Raw genomic sequence first — 20,548 nt, forward strand, 5'->3', positions numbered from 1 at the left:
CTCAACCGGCAAGTGACAGGGGCTCGCGCGCTTCCGCCCGCCTCAACCGCAGATCATGATCGAGCGTCCGCTCAAGGAGAAGCTGGCGGATATGCGCGATGCGCTGATAGCGCGGACCTTCGAACTCGGCGGACGTCAGATTGGAGCTCGTATAGGCGTGATAGAGCTGTTCGGCGCCCGATCTTGCATTCCACTGCGGTACGGCTTCAGGCAGAACCCGCGCAAGCTTTTCGAAGCTCACCCGGTAGGATCGCGTATCGGGCCCCGCATCAGCCGCAAATTCCAACCTGCATCCCGGCACCACATCGGCCACAATCTCAGCGATTTCCCGGATGCGGTAGTTGTGCGCCGTTGAGCCGACATTGAACGCCTGGTTCCACACCTTTTTGCGCGGTGCCGTAAGCCCCGCGATGAAGGCGCGCACGATGTCCCGCACATGCACGATCGGCCGCCAGGGCGTCCCGTCGGATTTCAGGAAGATGCGCCCCTCGGTCACCGCCCAGGCAACGAGATTGTTGAGCACGATGTCGAAGCGCAGGCGCGGCGAGAGGCCATAGGCGGTGGCCGGCCGGAAATAGACAGGGCAGAAGCTGTCGTCGGCAAGCTCCGCTATATCGCGTTCGGCCAGCACCTTGGACCAGCCATAGGGGGTGACGGGCCGCAAGGCGCCCGTCTCGTCGATCAGATCCGCGCCTGACTGGCCGTAGTTGCTGCAGGACGAGGCGAAGAGAAAGCGGCTGACGCCCGCCTTCTTGGCAGCACGCGCGACCCGCACGCTGCCGCGATGGTTGATGTCGTAGGTGACTTCCGGATCGAGATTGCCAAGCGGATCGTTGGAAAGCGCGGCGAGATGAATTACCGCATCGAACCCTTCGAGGTCAGCGGGCTCGACATCGCGGATGTCCTTATCGATGGACGGCACGTCCGCGAGCATTCCGCCCGGCTCATAGGTGCAGCGGCGATAAAGGTCGCTGTCATATCCAGTTACGTCAAAGCCATGCTGCAAGAGCATGGGCACCATCACCGAGCCGATGTATCCGCAATGCCCCGTCACCAGAACCTTCATGATCGTCGCTCCCTTCTTATTTTCTCGAAGCTATCAAGCGTGCTGCGCGCGGGCGACGGCGACCTTTGGGGAACTCGGATTAGGTGTGCTGCTGCGGGCCTACCTCTTTCGGCGGAAAACGTCGCAACGAACATTCGCTGGGAAAGCTATCCTTCTTCCGCCTCCATGACGAGCAGCCAGTCTTCCCCGCCCCCTCCATTCTGCGGCGAGGGCGGCTGCAGGATGACCATCGGCCGGCCGTTTTCGAGGTTTCTTTTCTGGGTCCACTGGCCCAGGGCGGGATCGAACCAGCGTATGTTGAGCCGGTGTCCTCCGGCCTCGGGCGGATGAAGGATAACCTGCGCAAGGCCCGAAACGTAAGCGATTATAAGGCGGTGGTCGGCGGTGGAGGCCACGTAAAGCTTGCCGGTCGTCCCCGGCGCTTCCAGCAGCGTTCCTACCGGCAGAGGCTCAAGCTGCCACCATGGGAACATCTCGAAAAAGCGCCGCAGATGGGTCATGCTCTCGGCCCCCGGGCTTCCCAAGGCTTCCTTCCAGCCGATTTCACTCGGATAGATTCCGGGCCCGCTGAAGTGCCACATAGGATTGTTGCCGTAGACATGCCCTGCCGCACCGGCAAGCATGGCGCCATAGGCGGCGGCGCGGACGGCCCGCGCGTCTGCCTCGCGCTCGCCTTCATAGGTGGTCTCAAGCATAAGGATCGGCCGCCCACCTTTTGCGGCATACCGTTCGAACACCTGGGCGTGAACATCGCTGTAGGTGTAAACGGTCTCGATATCGATCCATGGCTCTTCCGCCCAAAACGCGGCCACGATCGTGTCCGGGGCAGCATGGATCGTGCGCAGTCCGCCCGCACCGCCGGCCGCGAGCCCTGAAACCAGAGCGCGCACGAGGTTCTTGTCGGGCGGGTCGTAATCGCCCCCAAGCATCCAGATGATGTTCTTGAGCCTGCCGAAACGCCGGGCCAGATAGCGGCCATAGGCTTCGAGTTCCGTCGGACCGGCCGCCTCCACTTCACGGTACCAGCCTTCCTCGCCCCCGCCAAAGCCCAGATAGGCGGGTGCAAGCAGCACGATGAAACCGAACTCCTCCGCCCGTCTCAGCACCCATTCAGCATGGTCGAAATAGGCGTCCCGCGGCTGCGAGAAACGACCATGGGCCGCAAAGGGCTGCTCGCCATAAGCATTGGCGGGGGCGTTGGAGGCGAATTTGCGCTCTATGAGGGACACGATGAGCGCGTTGAACCCTCGGGCCTTGCGGTCCTGAAGGTAGAGCTCCGTTTCCTCCCGCGTCAGCTCTGCGATGAGCGACCACGCGGTATCCCCATGGAGGAGGAAGGGCTTTCCTTCAGCATCTTCCAGATAGCGGCCCGATCCATCTATCTGCAGCGGGAAGCGGGCAGCTGGAAACAGATCAGCCGTCCTCGGTGTCAGAGCAAGAACGGCCGACGCCAAGAGGAGGATCGGCAATGCACGCCGCATCATCCCCGCGCCATTCTGGCCTCGGGCACTTCCTGATTGAAGCGCCGGTAGACGATCTGGGAAGGCCGGCCGACCAGATAGCGCTCCACGCCATCCTCGAGCGCCCGCGCGTAGATTTGAAACACCTCGCGCACGGCCTCCACCGTACGTTCCATCTCCAGCGGGCCATGGGCGTAGCTCACCACCAGCGAGGGAGCGAGCACGCCGCGCCGGATGGTCTCCTGCAGGAAAAGGCTGCGGAAGGCCTGCGAGGGCTGGAACGCCTGATCGAGGGTGGCATACGCAAGGCAGCAATCCCGACCGGTGACCTTGAAATAGCCCTCGACACCTGCCTCCCGGATCGCGGCTTCGATGCCCTCGCGCAGCAAGCGACCCTGCCGGTAGAGATGCTGGACGACCGGCTCGCGCTCATAAGTCTCCATCGTCGCGATGCCCGCCGCAAGCGCATGGGTTTCCGCGCCATGGGTCGTTGAAAGGAGAAAGACCCGCGGCCTGTCATTGTGCTGCAGCCCGCCGAGCCGCATGATCTCCCGCTTGCCGGCCAGCGCGGAAAGCGAAAAGCCGTTGGCGAGCGCCTTGCCGAAACAGGAAAGATCGGGATCGGCCTCGTAAAGCGCCTGAGCCCCGTTCAGATGCCAGCGGAAGCCGGTGATCATCTCGTCAAGGATCAGGAGCGCGCCGTTGCGGTGGCAGATCTCCCTCAGGTCCTGAAAATAGCCTGCCGGAGGATCGTCCCCGCGCGAAGGCTCCAGGATCAGCGCCGCAATCCGGTCGGGATAGCGGTCGAAAAGGCGGCGCACGTCTTCCAGATCGCCATAGCGGAAGGTGGCAGTGAGCTCCCTCACCTGCTTTGGGATGCCGGAATTCATGGGCGTCGTGCCGATGAACCAGTCATCCGTGGAAAAGAATGGGTGGTCCGCGCAGCAGGCGATCATGTCACGACCGGTGTAGGCCCGTGCAAGGCGCACCGCGCCGGATGTGGCGTCGGAGCCGTCCTTGCAGAACTTGACCATCTCCGCGCCCGTTATGATCTCCAGAAACCGCTCGGCGCATTCTACTTCCAGATAGTGCGGCCGCGTAAAGTTGCAGCCGAGCGTCAGAGCGCGTTGCACCGCCTCCAGAACAGGCGGGTAGGCATGACCCAGCCCAACGGCGCGGTTGCCCATGCCGTATTCGATAAATTCGTTTCCATCCACGTCCCACACATGCGCGCCCTGCCCGCGGGCGATGAAACCGGGAGAGAGAATCGGATACTGATCATCCCCCTTGGCGTAAGTATGGGCGCCGCCGGGGATGATGGCGTGCGCGCGCTCGCGCAGCCGGTTCGATCGATCGAATGTCTCGCATAGGCGCATCACGGGTGTCATCCTTCCACTGCGATTCAGAGCCGCTCCATCACGACGCGAAGGAAATTCTTGATTGGCAGCGGCAGATAGGTCCTGAGGCTCGTCCGCAGACCGCTCGGCATCTTCCACGCCTCGATCGGGGGAGGCGGCGGCAGCGGAGGGCGCTCGCGGACGAGCTTTTCGATGAGCGCGAAATAGGCTTCCGCCATTGCTTCCAAGCCGAAGCCCGATTGTGCGCGGCGCCGCGCCCCTGCTGAAAGTTCGTCAAGGAAAGCCGGGCTTTCGTGCAGCCTTGCGATGCGGTCTGCCGCTTCGCCCCAGTCGCCCACGGGAAAGAGCAGTCCGGAAATGTCCTCTTCGATGATCGTGTCCGTCACGCCGGAAATGTGAGACGCAACGGGTACGCACCCGGCCGCCATGGCCTCGATGATGGTGAAGCCGAAGCCCTCGAAGCGCGAGGGGACGACCATCACATCATGCGAGGCAAGCAGCTTCGGAATAAACTCCGGCGCGACGGCGCCCAGAATGCGCACGCGGCCGGCATGCCGTTCCAGCCGGCGCGTCAGGCGCGGCAGGTCGGGGCCATCTCCGGCGACGGTGAGGGAAACCGCCTGCGGCAGCCGGTCCATAATCGTCGGCAGCCAGAAGACCCCCTTGGAGGCGTCCTCGATACGACCGAGAAAGATGAGGCGCGTTCTGCCTTCCGGGCGCGGCTTGCGCCCTACGACAGAGATCACCGATGTGTCCACCGCGTTCGGGATGGCCACCGTGTGCTCCGGCGGGAAGCCGTGGCTGTGCACGAGATCGCGGCGGCAGCGCTCCGACACCCCCACTGTCGCGTGCACGCTGTCGCGCAGCGATCGCGCCGCGGCATAGGTGCCAGGCGTGATGTTGTGCACGATCATGATGCGCAGCATCGCCTCCGGCAGGTAGCGGGCGACGTTCATCTGCAGACGGTCCGTCAGCACATTGACGAAAACTCCATCATAACGTCCGCGCTGCAGTTCCCTGATCAATGCGGCAGCCCGCTCCGGCTCGGAGAGACGCGCAGGCGTCGTGACCATGCAGCCCGCCTCGTCGTCATGATGCCGTATCCCGGCGCCTTCGGCGGTGCTCTCACAGCTCATCCAGCGCACATCGATCCCATAACCCGCCAGTCCCGTGCGCAAATGCCGGAACAGCGTATAGGTGCCGCCGATATGAGGCTTAACGAAATAGGCGAGCTTCAACGAAGGCCCTCCCAGGCCCGGCCGCAAAGCCCATTCCATTCATGGATTTGCGGACCAACCAAATGCTTCGCGAATGCTATCGGCAGCGACGGAAAGGGGAAAACCGGCCATGCTGCGTAACGGCTACGCCTTCCGGCTTAGCGCGCGGACGGGGGAATTGACGTCCAGTCATTCATCCCGCCGAGGGAAATGGGCCGCCCTGCCCCTCCAAAAAGCGGTGTTCCGATTGCCGGGCCGGAACGCCAATATGCGCCAAGGCGGGCATCCATGGCAGGCGTTGATGAAAATCGCTTTGTTTGGCCAGTTCGGCTGCGGCAGTTCAGGAAACGACGGCAGCCTGGAAGCCATACTGCTTTTTCTGCGCAGGGCAGCACCGGAAAGTGAGCTGGTGTGCTTCTGTCCCAATCCTGAAGCCGTCGAGGCGGAATTCGGAATTCGCGCCATCGGAACAGGATATTCCGGCACTCAGGCCCGCGTTCTGAAAACGCTCGACCGCCTCACCGGCCGCATTCTGGGCCGTGTTCTCGGTCTCCTGCACCCGATCGGCAGCACACGCGGCATCGATCTGTTCATTGTACCGGGAACCGGCTTTCTGGACGATTTTCAGGAAAGGCCGTTCGGCTGGCCGTTCATGATCTTCCGCTGGAGCCTTGCCGCGCGCCTGGCAGGCGCAAAGGTCGCCTTCGTCAGCATCGGAGCAGGCCCCATCGTCCATCCCTGGAGCCGCCGGTTCATGACCATGTCGGCCCGTATGTGCCACTACCGCTCCTACCGGGACCTGCCTTCAAGGAGCTTCATGGAGAGCGTGGGACTCGACACGAGGGAAGACCGGGTTTTCCCCGATCTCGCCTTCGCGCTGCCGCTTCCCAAAACGAAGCCTCGGCGCGAAAGAAAGAGAATTACCGCCGGGGTCGGCGTCATGACCTATGCAGGCTGGATGCGAAGCCATCCGGACGGCGAGGCCATCTATGAATCCTATGTCGGCAAGCTGGTGGACTTCATCATCTGGCTCCTTGAGCGGGACTGCAATGTCCGGATGCTGACCGGAGACAGCCTGGACGAGTCGACGATACGAGAGGTTCTGCGCAAGCTGGAAGCAAAGGCCGTGAAGCTGGACGAGGGACGGATCGCGGTCGAGCCTTCCCGAACGCTCGACCAGCTCATGCGCCAGATATCCGAGACGGACATCATGGTGGGGACGCGCTTCCACAACATCATTTGCGCCCTGAAGATGCAGAAGCCGGTCATTTCGCTCGGCTATGCGCAAAAGAACGACGCGCTGCTTTTCGACGCGGGGCTGGACGGCTTCTCGCAGCATGTGGAGCACTTCGACCTGGAGCTTCTGAAACGCCAGTTTCTTGAGGCACTGGGTCGGCGGGCTGAGTTTCGCGAACGCATTTCCGGCTCAACGAAACGATATGGAATGCTGCTTGCCGAACAGGAACGCATCCTCACCGATCTGTTTTTTGCTGGCGAGGCGCGCAGGCAGGAGCACGCCGATGAGCGGGCTCTACGCCTTACGGCGCAAGGCTGAGCTTTCCTCTGCGTGATCAGTCGGCCGGGCGGAAAGCCTCGCCTTCAGCGTTGCACGAATCCGGTCCAGCGCATCGGCCCGGCTGAAAAGGCTTCCCAATGGAGGCACGAGCGCGAGTGTGGGGCGCAGACGCAGCGCAAAGCGCATAAGGTCCGGCGCACCGGGTTCGCCGCGAAGCACATGCGAGACCGCGCACCAATACGCCCGGTGTGCAAGGCTGCGACACGCCATCCGGTGCAGCCGCCGCGCTTGGCCGAGCGCGGCACCAGCCCCGCTGAAGAAGGCGGCGAATGCCTGCTCCATCTCAAGGTTCCACGAATGGACATTCGAGACGGCGGCGGACTGGTTGGCCTCGTGGATGCGCGCGTAAAGCTGCACGGCGTCGATTTCGGCGACGGAGCCCAAACAGGCGATGCGCATCCACATTTCCACGTCGTCCGTGTGCGGGAGTGACGTCAGATAATGGCCTGCGCGTTTCTGCGCAGCGGTGCGGACGATCGCCGTCGGACCGCCGATCGGGCTGCGCCCAGTCCTACAGAAGATCTCGAGAAACTCCTGGCCACTGAAAATCCGGAAATCCGCCGGCTGAGATGGCAATGCGAGGGTTGAAGGCGAGAAAGCGGACGGCACGAATTCGGTCCGTCCGTAGACCAGGTTCACATCCGGATTTTGCTCCATGATCGCAACGGCGCGCGCAAGCGCCCCGAGCGGGAGCAGATCGTCCGCACACAGAATCGCAAAGTAGTCGGCCTCGGCCCAATCGACACCCTGGTTGAAGGAGGCGTGCTGGCCGAGATTGCGCTCTCGCAGGCAGAGTTCGACACGGCTGTCGGATGCCGCAAGCTCGCGCGCGATTTGCGGACTGTCATCGGTGGAGGCGTTGTCCACGATCAGCACGCGCAGATCAACACCTTCCTGCGAGAGCACGCTTTGGACGCAGTCCCGCAGATAGCGCCCGTAATTGTAGCTCGGGATCGCGACATCGATGCTGGCCATGACGCCTCCGCCTCAGCCCGGTTCGCTCGTGGTAGAAGCGGCGGGGATGTTGATGGACCGCCGGCACGCCCGCCGCGCCTGCTCAATGATCGGCCGAAGCTCGTCCTTCACCGGATGGCGCATGAACACGACCGCAAGAAGCCAGCCGCCCGCCGCAGCAAAGGCCGCAAACATCGCCTCCGTCATCGAAAGATCGAACCTGAAGCCGAACAGAGCCAGTGCGCCGGTAAGGCCGGCTGCGGCGCCTGCAGTGACGGCGGCGCTGCCCATCAGAATGCGGCCCAGATCATGCCAGGCGAAACCCACATGCTTTCTGACGAACCACAGCGACACCGCCATCTCGATGGGAATGGCGATGAGCTGGCCGGATACCATGACGAGAAGTCCGAAGGGGCTCGCCGCACACAGAACAACGGCGGCGACGGCGCGGCAGATGAAATGCGCCACGAACGCATCCCGGTTGTGCCCGAGCGCCATCAACACCGGACGGGTGAGGATGACCGGAAAAAAGAACAGGCTGGCGATTGAAAGAATGCGGACAAGCGGCACCACCTCGCCCCAATCCGGGCCGAGCACGAAGGCGACAACCGGTGTGGCAAGCACGGCAAGCAGAATGAGCGCAGGCCAATAGCAGGCCGTGATGTAACTGATGGCCCGCAGATAATGTTCGCCCACGGGCCGGCCTTCGCGCACCTCGGCCGCAAGCGCAGGAAAGGCGAAGCTGAACACCGCGCCAAGCAGCGTGCGGTCGGGTATGGCGCACACGGCATTTGCCCGGTTGTAGATGCCAACGGCGAAAGGGGTAAGCAGCCGCCCGAGAACCAGTGAGGGCAGCGCATCATAGGCGCGGTCGATGAACCCGGTGGCGCCGCGGAAACGGCCGAACTCGTAGACGGCGCGCCAGGACGCAAATGTCGGCCTCAGATCGCGTGCATCGCGTCTCGCCAGCCATGAAAGGCCGGTGTCCAGAACGCTGCCTGCAAGCGCGCCCCAGGCATAGCTCATGAAACCGAAGCCGAGGAGCGCCAGGAGAATGGTGGTGACGACTGTCAACGCCATACCCGCCGTGCGAATGCGCGTGATCGTGCCGAAGGCCATATCCCGCCGCATCAGGGCGAGCGCGGGAAGGCTGAGCGTCTCGACCAGCGTGGCGGCGGCTATCAGCCACAGGAAGACCTCCATGCCCGGCTCGCCATAGTAGCGCGCCAGCAGCGGAGAGGCGGCAACCAGCAAGGCGGCGAGCAGGAGGGTAGCGGCGGTAAGGACGGTCATGGCGGTGCGCACATCCCTGCCACTCACATGCGGGAGCTGGATGAGAAACTCGGCCGTGACAAACTCCCGAAGGGAAAAGACAATTACGCCGATCCCCATGCCGATGACGGCTATCCCGATCTCGGCCGGCGTAAGGATGCGGGAAACCGCCGCCACCATGGCAAAATTCAGGAGCAATGCGAGATATTGCTCGAGCGAAGCCATGACGAAGGCGCGGCGGGCTCGACTGCTCATCGGCGTTCACGCGCAGTCGGGCGCGCATCCCGGCTCAGAAAATGGAGCGGGAAGCGGCATACGAAACGGATTGGGCGGCAAGGCGGGATCATGTCTTCAAACATAGGCCGCGCCGGATTCCGCTGAACATGGCTTTTGGGGCAAAGCCTATCAGCCAAACGACTAGCCCCGCCCGCGGCATGCCACAGGACGGATCAGTTGCTGACCAGCTCGTGCTGCGCGCGGATCATATCTATGATTTCTGCGGCGGTGGCGTGATCAGACTGATCGTTCTCGCCGGCGGCCGCGCGCAACGTCTTGGCCGCGTCCTTGAGAAGCCCTTCTATATCCTTCCTTTGAAGGATTTCCTGGGATTCGAGTTCAAGCAGAAGGGATTCACAGATGTAGAGAGCGGCAAGCGCCACCGCCTTCGATCGAGCACGCAATATCTTGGATTCCAAGCTCAATCCCGCTTCCATCATATCAGCGTCCCCCAGCCAGGCCGGGGGACGGATGCCGTTTCCATGTTGCCCTGAGACCGCTTCCGGCGCCAAGCCGAGCACGCAATCGCTTCTTGCAAGAAAGATCGCGGCAGTGCCTCACAGGCGCTGGCCGCCGGTGACTTGGGAATTGTCTCACCGGATGCCGTTCCGCCTCACTCCGGCATTCGGCATGTGCCGGCCATAACTTTGAGGTAGGCGTACCTTGTTTGAGGTAGCTGAAGATGTGCCGCCAAATTCCTCCACAGCACGGATGTTGATGAACCGAGCCCGGTTCGGCCGGAGAGCAGGCGCCTTCCACCAGGCTCTACCCCTTCGGTCGGAGTATGGGCTAGGCCACACGGCTGAAAGCATCCGCATTTTCTCTAGCTGCGGCATTTCCCGGCCGCCGACTAAACTTCCCGTCCATATGAGGAGGAACAGGGTGAGGGCGGTCCATGTCGATCGGTTTGTATGTGCATATGCTCAATGCATTTTTGCTTTGCGTCCTCCTGATCCTGTCCACCAGGCAAATCGCCGGTGAAATACACCTCGTCGATACGCCGGATGCGAGAAAGTGGCATGAAGGCAATGTCCCGCTGTCGGGGGGCTTCGCGATCTTCACGGCGTTCATGGTGGCAGGCATCGGGTTTCAGCCGGGCCTTCAGATTCCATGGAATTGGGAGATTGGGCTTGGCATGCTCGTTCTGCTCGGTATGGCCGACGATCGCTGGCGTCTGCCACCGCTTCCGAGACTTGTGGTGCAAACCGTTGCCGCGCTGATCCTGCTGTCGGCGTTTCCGCGGCCGATCGATCTCGGCTCCTTCGCCGGAATGGAACTGTGGCAGATCGCGCCCCTGCTGGGTGAGGTGATCGCGGTCCTCTTCGTGGTGGGCACCGTGAATGCCATCAACATGCTTGACGGGGTCGACGGGCTTGCCGGTGCCAGCGCGTCCGCTGCGCTCTTCTGGCTGGCTCTGATCGCCTTCCATGAAGGCGCGCAGCTTTCGGCGCTTCACGCTCTGGTGCTGCTCGCGGCCGTCTTCGGCTTTCTTCTCTTCAACCTCCGCCATCCCTGGCGAGCGAAGGCAGCGGTGTTCCTCGGCGATGGCGGAAGCCTGATGCTGGGCGCAGCACTCGCCTTCTTCATCATAAACCTGAGCACCGGCGAGCGGTCCGTCGCTTTCCCCGTCCTGCTCTGGGTGGTCATCCTTCCCATTGCGGACACGCTGAGCCTGATCGTGCGGCGGCTTGCCAGCGGACGAAGCCCGTTTTCCGGCGACCGCAGCCACCTGCATCATCTCCTGATCGACGCCGGCTTTTCGCCTGCCATTACCACCGCGCTGATTTCGGGTGCTTCCGCTCTGTGCGGCGCTGTCGCCTATTGCGGTGTGGTTTTCGGCCTGCCCGACGATCTGATGCTGGCCGGCCTTGTCGTCCCGCTCTGCGTGCATGCCGCGCTCGTGCACCATCTGCAGACACACCGGCTCGAAGCACCGGCTGAGGCTTACGAGCTGAGGCTTCGGGCAGCTCACGCCTATCAGCCTGCCACGTCCGGCGGCGGTCACGAACCGCCGGCCGCAGCAGCCAATCCATGAGGATGCCCGATGAGCATATCCGTTCTCATCATGACATGGAACGAAGAGGTCAACCTGCCTGCCTGCCTGGAATCCGTCTCATGGAGCGACGACATCGTGGTGCTCGACTCCTTCAGCACGGACCACACCGTGGAGATCGCCCGGGCGGCGGGCGCCCGCGTGATCAAGCGCAAATACGACTCGGAAGACCGGCAGCGCATGTTCGGGCTGACCAAGATCAAGTTCAAATATCCCTGGGTCTACACGCCCGATGCCGACGAAGTTACGCCGGAAGACCTGCGCGACGAGATGCTGGCGATCGCTGCCGATCCCACCCGCCCCGAGGCCATGTTCAAGGCGCGCTACAAGAACATGTTCCTCGGCAAGTGGATACGCCATAGCAGCCTCTATCCCACCTGGATCACGCGCATGGTGCGGCCGGATCGCGTGCGCTTCGAGCGGCAGGTGCATTCGGTGTGCGTGCCGGACGGCCCCGTGGGACATCTGAAATCCCATTTCATCCACTACAGCTTCAACAAGGGCATCGAGGCCTGGTACGACAAGCACAACCGCTACTCAAGCGTGGAGGCGCGCCTTGCAGCAAGCCGCGCCGCCACGAAAATCGACTGGACCGACCTTTTCAGCAAGCAGCCCGACGCCAGACGGCGTGGGCTGAAGAGCCTGGCCTACCACCTGCCCTTCCGGCCCACGCTGCGCTTTCTCTACATGTATGTGCTGCGCGGCGGCTTCCTCGACGGCTGGCCGGGCTATGTCTATTGCCGCCTGATCTCCGGCTATGAATTCATGATCGTGCTGAAGACGGCGGAGTTGCGCAGGCGCGAGCGCGGGCTGCAGGTATGAGGAGCGCTGCCGGGAGACGTTCCCGCTCCATCGCGTTCGCCGCGGTGCTCGTCTCCGGTTTCCTGTTCACGGCCTATCTCGCAGCGATTGCCCTGTCCGAGGATCTTCTGACGGAACTCGGCGCGCCGGAGCAGGCCGACGCGCTGGTGGTTCTGGGCGGAGACGGGCCGCCGCGTGCCGCCAAGGCCGCGCGGCTCTGGCTTGCCGGATCGGCTCCGGCCATCAGGGTCGCGGGCCAGGGTGATTGCAATGCAATCCGCGACACGATCATCGCGGCCGGCGTGCCCGCCAGCGCAATCTCGGTCGAATGCCTTTCGCGCAACACGTGGGAAAATGCGCTCAACACCGTGCCTTTTGCGGACAAGGCCGGGCTCCGCTCCGGTATCCTGGTGACGAGCTGGTTTCACTCCAAGCGCGCGCTTGAGACATTCCGCGCGCTTTGCCCCGGCGTTTCGTGGTCCTCCGTACCGACGGCCGCGCCGAACCTCCTTGCAACCGCCTTTGGCCAGTATGGGCGGTATGTTGCCATGGAATACGTGAAACTTGCCGCTTACCGCCTGCGGATCGCCCTGTTCGCAGACCGCAGAACACATAGGGGCGCATGCGCTGGCACTCCCTCTGACGCCGATCCGCCTTACGGCAGCCATGCGATAGGATAGCCGGGAGCCCGGAGCCCATGTCCCTGCACTCTTCCCATCGGACGGCGCCCCTTGCAAAGGGCGTGCTCCCGCGCCTCGGCGGGCCGACTTTCGCCCTGCGGCACCGTGTTTTGCGCCTTCTATGGTCGCTTTCCTGGCTCGCCTTCGCGCGCTGGACTCCTCCGGTCTTCCAGCCCTTACGGCGCGCGCTTCTGAGCCTGTTCGGCGCACGTATTCATCCGACGGCCATCGTGCGCAGCAGCGCGCGAATCTGGTGGCCTGGGAACCTGGTGATGGGCGCCCACGCGTCGCTCGGCCCCGGTGTCATCTGCTACAACGTGGCCGAAATCGTCCTCGAGGATTTCGCCATCGTCTCGCAGCGCGCCCATCTGTGCACGGGCACGCACGACATTGACGATCCCGATTTCCCGCTGAAGGCGCGCCCGATCCATATTGGCCGGAATGCCTGGATCGCGGCCGAGGCTTTCGTCGGCCCTGGCGTGACGGCGGAAGAGGGCTCCGTTCTGGGCGCGCGGGGCGTTGCCTTCCGAGATCTCAAGCAGTGGACGGTCTATGCGGGAAATCCGGCCTGCCCGAAGAGAGAGCGCCGCCGCTCCGCGACCTGAGCCTCGGCCATGCGACGGTAAAGCCTCGCCATATCCAGGGCTATGGTGTCCCAGTTGAAGCGGCTAATGGCGAGCCGCCTGGCGCTCGCGCTCATTAAAAGGCGTTCGCTCTCGTCCATGGCGAAAAGGCATTCCAGCCCTTCCGCGATTCCCTCCTCGTGGGCGCTAATCTGCAGGGCCGCGCCGGCGGCGAAACCTTCGGGAAGATTGCATTGCGCCGTAAGAAGCGCCGGCAGGCCGGAGGCAAAGGCCTCGAGCGCCGCCATGGGCAATCCTTCGCTGACGGAAGGAAGGATGAAGGCATCGGCCGCGGCATAGGCCGCAGCCCTTGCTTCGCCATAGGCGGGACCGGCAAGGTGAACCGATGCGCCGCAGTTCCGTGCCTCGATCTCCTGGCGCAGGCGCCGTTCATAGGATTCATCGACGGGCCCCACAATCACCAGCCGCCACGCCCCGTCTCCCCTGCTGGAGCGGGCGAAAGCGCGGATCAGTTCAAGCACGCGCTTCTTGGGCGTAACGCGACCCAGGAAAAGTAGCACCTTGCTTTCCGGCGGCAGCATTTTGCGCCAGGGCGGCCGCTCAAAGGAGACGAAGGGGAAATCCACCCCGTTCGGAAGCACGGCAATAGGACCGGTAAAACCGGCAGCCTCGATTGCTTCTTTCTCCGCCTCGCAGAGCGCATGCAGGCAGGTGGCGTTGCGCAGATGGGCGTTCTCATAAAGAAGGCCCGCAAGGCGCTTCTTCCACCGGGCGTTTCGCAGCGCCCATGGGTCGAGCATGCCGTGCGGGCTTACGACATAGGGCCGGCCGCTCCTCTGTGCCCACCGCCGCGCGGCAACCGAAAGATACATCCACAGTCCATGCACGTGCAGAAGATCAATGTCGCGCGCCTCAAGCCCGTCCACGAGCCCTGGCGCGTAGCCGAACGCGGTCGGTCCGCGCGCGGCGAAGAGATGCACCGGAATGTCCCCGAAATCGACTCGATCCCCTTCGCCCCTGAGGCTGAAGATTTCGACCGAGATATCGGAAATCCGGCTGAGGGCGAGCGAAAGGGAGCGGAGGGCCTCGATCACGCCGCCTCCCGTGACGGAGACCGTGCCGATGAGCATCCCGATTCTCAGACGTCTCGCAGCGGATTTCGGATCGTGCATCATCATGCCGCCGCGAGAGGCTCCTCACCGGCCGGGACCGGTTCCGAATCGAGCGCGGCCAGAAGCCGCCGCCCATAGGCATCAAGATCGTGCGCAGCCGCGCTCTTGCGGGCTTCCTCGCCCATGGCACGGCGCAGCTCGCTGTCGCGGGCAAGCGTTTCGAGGCGCGCATACATGGCATCGGTATCGCCTGCCGGGCAGATGAAGCCGTCCACTCCGTCACGAACTACACTCCCGGCGTTCGGAGTCGTGACGACCGGCAGGCCGGCCGCGAGCGCCTCATAGACGACCGTAGCCGATCCCTCGCAAACGGAAGGCAGGAAGAACACATCCGCCCAGGCATAATGGCGCGCAATCTCCGCGCGCGGGGTCGGACCGGCCAGATCGAGGCTGCGCCGAAGCTGTTCCGCTATGGCGCGCGGCAGCACCGCGGGCCCAACCATCCGGAACTCGGCAAGGCCGGCCAGCCGGCGCGCCGCTTCCAGCACATAGGGCGATCCCTTGCGCAGCCCGACAGCCCCAACGGTGAGCACACGGAGCGGCCCGGAATGCGGCGCACGTTGCCCAGGAACGGCAGCAGGCGCATCGACGCCATAGGGCACGATCACGCAGCGCTCCACCGGGCCCCCGACGGCGCCCACGCCGTCGCGGACGAAAGCCGAGGGGCAGATGATGATATCCGCCACGTCCCACTCGGCCCTTTCCCGCGCGGCGAACTCGCTTGCCCATGGGTCCGGCCCGAGGCTTTCAGCCCATTCCGGATGCCGCGCCACCTCGTCGGACACGAGCCTGTCCACCACCATGCGCGGCGCGATGATCTGCTCCACCGCGGTGCGCAGACCCTGCTTTCTTGCCGCATCGAGCTGTTCCAGACACTCGCCGCTCATGCCGTAGAACCCGGCGGCCTTTCCAAAGCCATGCCGGATGACGTTGCGGGAAAAGCTTCGGCCTGCCTCAAGCGCAGCGCGCGTATCTCCCGCGCGTGTGGGAACCACCATCCTGTGCAGCACGGATGCGAGGCCCAGCCCCTCGAAGCAGACGATCCGGTCCGGAGGAATGTCTCGCGGCACCCTTCCCTTGAGCCTGCGCAAGGCAGCCGGAAGCATGGCAGGCGGCAGATGCGCAAGGGCGCGCGGCCAGCCCTTGACCGCGCAGATATCGGTGTAAAGCCGCTCCAGCCGGCCGGCCCGGTAAAGCATTCTGGGCACCGCGTAGTGCATGCGGGCGCCAAGCTGGCTGACAACGAAACTGCCGCTCACGTTCCGGCCCCCAGCGGCAGCGAGGCCGCGCGCGATTGATGGTTCTGGGGCAGAAGGGGCGCGACGGCATTGCGCCAGCGCGCGACACCATGGGGAAGCGTAAAGTCGCTCTCCAGAAGCCGCCGCGCGCGTTCCCCCATGGTCTGGCAGAGGACTGGCGAACTCTTCAATCTCAGGATGGCGGCGGCAAGCCCCTCCGCGTCTCCTGGCGACACGGTCTCGCCGCAGGCACCCTTGCGCAGCAGCGTGGCGACCTCTCCGTTCTCATCACCGATGAAGATGGCCGGCCGTCCCGCCGCAAGTACGCCGTAGAATTTGCTGGGCACAATACAGTATTCCAGCGCCGGCAGAAGCGAGACGATGTGCAGATCGGCCGCACTCAGGCTTTGCGCGAGTACTTCGCTCGGCTGGAAGGGCTTGAAGATGACGTTTCCGAGCCCGCGCCGGGCCGCCTCTTTCCGCACCGCCGTGTGCTGCTTTCCCTGACCGATGAGCAGGAAGCGGATGTCGGGATGATCCTGCAGCCTTTCGGCGGCCCCAATTAGGGTGGCGAATTCGTGCGCGCGGCCGAAATTGCCCGAATAGCCGACGACGAAGGCTCCCTCCAGTCCCCATTCGCGGCGCAGCGGGTTCTCCGCCGGGGGAACCGGCCGGATTTCCTCGCCATTGGACCAGTGATGGACGGTTACGAAACGCTGGGGGTCGCTGCTGCGCTCCGACAGGTAGCGCGTCATGGCCGCGATGGGGCTGATCGTAAGATCGGCCCTGTCGAGCGACCGGTTGCGCAGGCGCAGGGTAAGCGCGCCCAGCAGGCCCTCCCTCGGCAGCATGCCGAGTTCCATCGCCGTTTCGGGGAACAGGTCCATGACCCAGTTCACCATCCTGCCTCCGCGCAGGCGGACGGGCCCGGCGGCCGTTACGGACAGAAGCGGCGGGTCGGTGCAAACCACGCAGATGTCGCCGCGTCTCGTATGGGAAAGCCACCAGGCCGCCGCGGAGAGGTGGAAGGTCGCATAATCGGCCGCGCGTCCGGCAACACCGCTTCTGCCGAAGGAAGAGGTCCAGATGCGCCTGACGTCCACGCCCTCGATCGTCTCGCGCGCCGGCAGGCGGACCTCCTGTCTGTCATGGAAGTGCCTGCTGGCCAGCGCCGTAACCTCGATGCCCTCCGCTGCCAGCGCGAAGGCAAGGCTGGAGACCATGCGGCTCGTCGCCGACTGATCGGGGAAGAAATAGCGGTTGGCAAATATGATCCTCATGGAAAGCGCCCGCCTGCAGCTCATCAAGACTGTTACAGTTGAGCGAACAGGCCTCAAGCACCGCAAAGGTGGTAATCGCTCGCACGCCGCTGCAGCCGGCCTACGCCTTCCGGGGAGCCACCTTAGCCGTTCCCGCTTGCGGGTTTATGCCCCGCATTGCCGCCCACACCCTTTCAGCCGACCGGGCCTGATCGCTTTGCGATATTTCAGGGGCGGACCGGAGAGGCCAGACTGCAGGCAAATGGCTGTATCCCACGGCCTGCAGATCCCGGGGTGGCAATGGCGGACAAGACAGCACTCATCATCGGCGTGACCGGTCAGGACGGCGCCTATCTCAGCGAGCTTCTGCTTTCCAAAGGCTACACGGTCCACGGCCTCAAGCGGCGGTCCTCATCCTTCAACACCGCGCGTGTCGATCATCTCTATCGGGACCCGCACGAGGCCGAAACGCGCTTCTTCCTGCATTACGGCGACCTAACGGACGCGACAAATCTTTGCCGCGTCATACAGGAAATCCAGCCGGACGAGATCTACAACCTGGGCGCCCAGAGCCATGTGCAGGTGAGCTTCGAAACGCCCGAATACACGGCCAATGCCGATGCTCTGGGCACGCTTCGGCTGCTCGAGGCGTTGCGCATCCTGAAGATGGGCGACCGCTGCCGCTTCTATCAGGCGTCAACCTCGGAACTGTTCGGCGGCTCGGGCATCCTGCCCCAGAACGAACTCACGCCCTTTGCGCCGCGCAGCCCCTATGCGACCGCGAAGCTCTACGCCTACTGGATTACGGTCAATTACCGGGAGGCCTACGGTTTCCATGCCTCGAACGGCATCCTGTTCAACCACGAAAGCCCCATACGCGGGGAAACCTTCGTCACCCGCAAGATCACCCGCGCTGTCGCGGCCATCGAGCGGGGAATCCAGAAGAAGCTGCGCCTGGGAAACCTCGATGCCCGCCGCGACTGGGGGCACGCGCGCGACTATGTGGAAGGCATGTGGCGCATCCTTCAGCAGGACGAGCCGGACGACTTCGTGCTGGCGACGGGGGAGACCCATACGGTGCGCGAATTCGTCGAGAAGGCCTTCGCCGTCGTCGATCGCAGGATCGAATGGACAGGGCGCGGCGTGGACGAGAAGGGCATAGATGCCCGTTCGGGCGAGGAACTGATCGAGATCGATCCCCGCTATTTCAGGCCGAACGAAGTGGATTTCCTGCTGGGCGACGCCACGAAAGCCAGAACCCGCCTCGGTTGGACGCACCGCGTACCCTTCGAGGCGCTGGTTTCCGAAATGGTCGAGGCCGACCTGAGAGCGGTGATGCGGGAGGTGGGGCGCAATGACTTTGAGGGCTATTGATCCAGAGGTGACGCTCGCGGGCAAGCGCGTCTGGGTGGCAGGCCACACCGGGCTGGTCGGGTCCGCCATTGTGCGTCGGCTCGCCCGGGAAGACTGCCATATCCTCGCTCAGACCCACGAGGAACTGGACCTCACGCGCCAGGCACCGACGGAAGCGTGGATGCGGGAAAACCGCCCCGAAATCGTCTTCGTCGCGGCGGCGCGCGTGGGCGGCATCGGCGCCAACGCACGCTTTCCCACCGAATTTCTCTACGAGAATGCGGCGATCGCGCTCAACATAATAAAGACGGCCCATGAGATCGGTGTGGAGAAGCTGCTTTATCTGGGGTCAAGCTGCATCTATCCGCGCGCCGCGCCGCAGCCCATCAGCGAGGATGCGCTGCTGACGGGGCCGCTGGAATCCACGAACGAGGCCTACGCGGTTGCCAAAATTCTGGGCCTGAAGCTCGCGGAAGCGTTCAACCGCCAATACGGGTGCAACTTCGTCACGGCCATGCCGACCAACCTCTATGGGCCGAATGACAATTTCGATCCCGAGACGTCCCACGTCCTGCCTGCGCTGTTGCGCAAGATTCATGAGGCGAAAGTGGCCGGCTGGCCGAGCGTGTCCCTGTGGGGTACGGGGTCGCCCTTGCGCGAATTTCTCCATGTGGACGATCTGGCGGATGCCTGCGTTTTCATCGTGAAGCACTATAACGATCACCGCCCGATCAATATCGGCACCGGGCGGGAAATCTCGATCCGCGATCTGGCCCGGCTCGTCGCGCAGGTGGTGGGATATGCGGGCGAACTGCGGTTCGACACCACCAAGCCCGACGGCACGCCGCGCAAGCTGGTCGACAGCACACGGTTGCGGGCCATGGGCTGGCGCCCGGTGATCGGGCTCGAGGAAGGCTTGCGCGATCTCTATCAGCGTTGGCGTGCGATGGAAGACGTTCCCGTCGCCGCGGTTTCGCGCTGAGCAAGCGCGGCCGGCGCCGCGCCGGTGACAAGCGTTGCGCGCAGGATGTCACCTGGCCGCAGCAGCGTGAGTTCACCGGCCGGCACTTCACCGAAACCATCGGACGCGGCACTCACGATACTGAAGGTGAGGCGTGGGCGGGCCTCTTCCGGATTACCGCGCAGCATGGCCTCCGAAATGGCCTCGAACAGGACGCTGCGGCGCGCCCGCATGCGCGCAAGCGCGGTGTCGATCTCCTGCATTTCCTGCGCCGCTTCCCGGCGCAGAGTTTCCACCAGCGCAACGCGCCTCTGGCCAAGGGCCAGGCGGTTCTGCGTCGCGCGCGCAAGAAACGATCGCATTTCCAGCGCGTCGCGGCGCGCCGAGGACAGCCTGCGTTCCATCTCACGCAGATTTGACTTAGCCGTGAGCCCCCGCTCGGCGAGATCCCTGGTCGAGAGCACGTCCTGTTCGAGGAGCTTTATTTCCTCATCGTGCAGCTTGATACTCGCCGCCAACTGTTCAATCTCGTCCGCGTAGCTCCGTTCCTGAGCGGCCAGCGCCTCGTCCTCCGAAGCAAGCGTCGCCTGCCGCACTTCGAACAGCACGCGCTCCCCCTCCACCAGGCGCTGCTTCACGTCGCGCATATCCGGATCCGGCTCAGCCGGTGGGGGATAGTCGAACGCGGTGCCGTCGAGCTCAGCCTTGAGGCGCGCCCGCCGGACCTGCTGCGCAAATATCTGCAGCTCCAGATCAGTATATTCCTGCCTTGCGGCAACGAGCCATGCGCCGCCATCCGCCGGCGTGCGCCGCACACCACCTCCGAGCGCAACAAGCTCCAGCGCCGTCATGCCCGGGCGGTACTCGTAGCGCCCCGGCCTCTCCACGTCACCGACGATGAAGACGGGCGCATAACGCGCCACGGTGGCCGTCACGGCCGGCGCGGGCACATAGTCGGCCAGCGCCTTGTCCACCCTTTCCGCAATCTCCGCGCTCGTAAGCCCAGCCACCGGCACATTGCCGAGGATCGGATAGGCGATGGTGCCATCCGGACTCACAGTGAACTCACCCGAAAGGCCAGTTTCACCATAGACCATGACCGCCAGCACGTCGCCCGCGCCGACACGGTAGGGTTCGGCTGCCGACTGCGCGGCAGCCGGGAGAAGCGAAAGCCCGAGGATCAGAACCGAAAGACTTAAGGCCAGGACAAAGGCCAAGCCCGACCTTGCGGCCAGATGGAAACCTTGCAGAGAGAGTGTCATAGCGGG

At 63.9% G+C, this 20,548-nt stretch carries 18 protein-coding genes; 7 read left to right on the top strand and 11 right to left on the bottom strand.

Translation table 11 applies throughout. The annotated features are described in order from the left end of the window. Position 1 precedes the first annotated feature (1 nt). The 4 genes from NYR54_RS08285 to NYR54_RS08300 form a co-directional block, all read right to left on the bottom strand. Entirely contained in the window at positions 2-1,066 is a 1,065-nt protein-coding gene (locus NYR54_RS08285; RefSeq protein ID WP_261515147.1) for an NAD-dependent epimerase/dehydratase family protein, read from the bottom strand. A gap of 146 nt (positions 1,067-1,212) precedes the next feature. Further along, positions 1,213-2,550 (bottom strand): glycoside hydrolase family 140 protein, encoded by a 1,338-nt coding sequence (locus NYR54_RS08290; RefSeq protein ID WP_261515148.1) that lies wholly within the window; start codon positions 2,548-2,550, stop codon positions 1,213-1,215. Further along, positions 2,547-3,902, bottom strand: coding sequence for a glutamate-1-semialdehyde 2,1-aminomutase (locus NYR54_RS08295; RefSeq protein ID WP_261515218.1), 1,356 nt, complete (start codon positions 3,900-3,902; stop codon positions 2,547-2,549). The genes NYR54_RS08290 and NYR54_RS08295 overlap by 4 nt, the downstream gene beginning before the upstream one ends. Positions 3,903-3,928: 26 nt before the next feature. Next, positions 3,929-5,122, bottom strand: coding sequence for a glycosyltransferase family 4 protein (locus tag NYR54_RS08300; RefSeq protein WP_261515149.1), 1,194 nt, complete (start codon positions 5,120-5,122; stop codon positions 3,929-3,931). A gap of 280 nt (positions 5,123-5,402) precedes the next feature. Between NYR54_RS08300 and NYR54_RS08305 the strand changes: the two genes are divergently transcribed. Beyond that, on the top strand, positions 5,403-6,656 hold the full coding sequence (locus NYR54_RS08305) for a polysaccharide pyruvyl transferase family protein (protein ID WP_261515150.1): 1,254 nt from the start codon (positions 5,403-5,405) through the stop codon (positions 6,654-6,656). Here the strand turns inward: NYR54_RS08305 and NYR54_RS08310 are convergent. From NYR54_RS08310 to NYR54_RS08320, 3 genes are all read right to left on the bottom strand, one after another. After that, the gene (locus tag NYR54_RS08310; RefSeq protein ID WP_261515151.1) at positions 6,633-7,652 is read right to left on the bottom strand and encodes a glycosyltransferase family 2 protein; all 1,020 of its coding nucleotides are present in this window, start codon (positions 7,650-7,652) and stop codon (positions 6,633-6,635) included. The genes NYR54_RS08305 and NYR54_RS08310 overlap by 24 nt on opposite strands. A 12-nt stretch (positions 7,653-7,664) precedes the next feature. Further along, positions 7,665-9,158, bottom strand: coding sequence for an oligosaccharide flippase family protein (locus NYR54_RS08315; RefSeq protein ID WP_261515152.1), 1,494 nt, complete (start codon positions 9,156-9,158; stop codon positions 7,665-7,667). A gap of 194 nt (positions 9,159-9,352) precedes the next feature. Continuing rightward, positions 9,353-9,700, bottom strand: a complete 348-nt coding sequence (locus tag NYR54_RS08320) for a hypothetical protein (RefSeq protein WP_261515153.1) — start codon at positions 9,698-9,700, stop codon at positions 9,353-9,355. Between the two features lie 374 nt (positions 9,701-10,074). Between NYR54_RS08320 and NYR54_RS08325 the strand changes: the two genes are divergently transcribed. Genes NYR54_RS08325 through NYR54_RS08340 form a run of 4 tightly spaced genes read left to right on the top strand, consistent with a single transcriptional unit; the run spans position 10,075 to position 13,318 of the window. Further along, the gene (locus tag NYR54_RS08325) at positions 10,075-11,214 is read left to right on the top strand and encodes an MraY family glycosyltransferase (RefSeq protein ID WP_261515154.1); all 1,140 of its coding nucleotides are present in this window, start codon (positions 10,075-10,077) and stop codon (positions 11,212-11,214) included. Positions 11,215-11,223: 9 nt separating this feature from the next. After that, on the top strand, positions 11,224-12,054 hold the full coding sequence (locus NYR54_RS08330) for a glycosyltransferase family 2 protein (RefSeq protein ID WP_341484283.1): 831 nt from the start codon (positions 11,224-11,226) through the stop codon (positions 12,052-12,054). Next, positions 12,051-12,713: a YdcF family protein gene (locus NYR54_RS08335; RefSeq protein WP_261515158.1), complete on the top strand. Its 663-nt coding sequence runs from the start codon at positions 12,051-12,053 to the stop codon at positions 12,711-12,713. Before NYR54_RS08330 ends, NYR54_RS08335 begins: the two co-directional genes overlap by 4 nt. 17 nt (positions 12,714-12,730) lie before the next feature. Further along, on the top strand, positions 12,731-13,318 hold the full coding sequence (locus NYR54_RS08340) for an LbetaH domain-containing protein (protein WP_261515162.1): 588 nt from the start codon (positions 12,731-12,733) through the stop codon (positions 13,316-13,318). On the opposite strand, the gene NYR54_RS08345 is transcribed toward NYR54_RS08340, so the two are convergent. The 3 genes from NYR54_RS08345 to NYR54_RS08355 are packed head-to-tail and all read right to left on the bottom strand — an operon-like array spanning position 13,264 to position 16,987. Continuing rightward, a complete protein-coding gene (locus NYR54_RS08345) occupies positions 13,264-14,427 on the bottom strand; it encodes a glycosyltransferase (protein WP_261515163.1) in 1,164 nt (387 codons plus the stop codon). The genes NYR54_RS08340 and NYR54_RS08345 overlap by 55 nt on opposite strands. A gap of 44 nt (positions 14,428-14,471) precedes the next feature. Next, positions 14,472-15,728 (bottom strand): glycosyltransferase family 4 protein, encoded by a 1,257-nt coding sequence (locus tag NYR54_RS08350; protein WP_261515164.1) that lies wholly within the window; start codon positions 15,726-15,728, stop codon positions 14,472-14,474. After that, entirely contained in the window at positions 15,725-16,987 is a 1,263-nt protein-coding gene (locus NYR54_RS08355; RefSeq protein WP_261515165.1) for a glycosyltransferase family 4 protein, read from the bottom strand. The genes NYR54_RS08350 and NYR54_RS08355 overlap by 4 nt, the downstream gene beginning before the upstream one ends. 279 nt (positions 16,988-17,266) lie before the next feature. Between NYR54_RS08355 and gmd the strand changes: the two genes are divergently transcribed. Further along, positions 17,267-18,340, top strand: a complete 1,074-nt coding sequence (gene gmd, locus NYR54_RS08360) for a GDP-mannose 4,6-dehydratase (RefSeq protein ID WP_261515166.1) — start codon at positions 17,267-17,269, stop codon at positions 18,338-18,340. Further along, positions 18,321-19,301, top strand: a complete 981-nt coding sequence (locus NYR54_RS08365; protein ID WP_261515167.1) for a GDP-L-fucose synthase family protein — start codon at positions 18,321-18,323, stop codon at positions 19,299-19,301. The genes gmd and NYR54_RS08365 overlap by 20 nt, the downstream gene beginning before the upstream one ends. Here the strand turns inward: NYR54_RS08365 and NYR54_RS08370 are convergent. Continuing rightward, complete coding sequence (locus NYR54_RS08370; RefSeq protein ID WP_261515168.1) at positions 19,250-20,542, bottom strand: polysaccharide biosynthesis/export family protein; 1,293 nt, start codon at positions 20,540-20,542, stop codon at positions 19,250-19,252. The two genes, NYR54_RS08365 and NYR54_RS08370, sit on opposite strands and share 52 nt — an antisense overlap. Positions 20,543-20,548 lie beyond the last annotated feature (6 nt).

The sequence above is a fragment of the Chelativorans petroleitrophicus genome (genome assembly GCF_025398195.1).
GTDB lineage: Bacteria > Pseudomonadota > Alphaproteobacteria > Rhizobiales > Rhizobiaceae > Chelativorans > Chelativorans petroleitrophicus.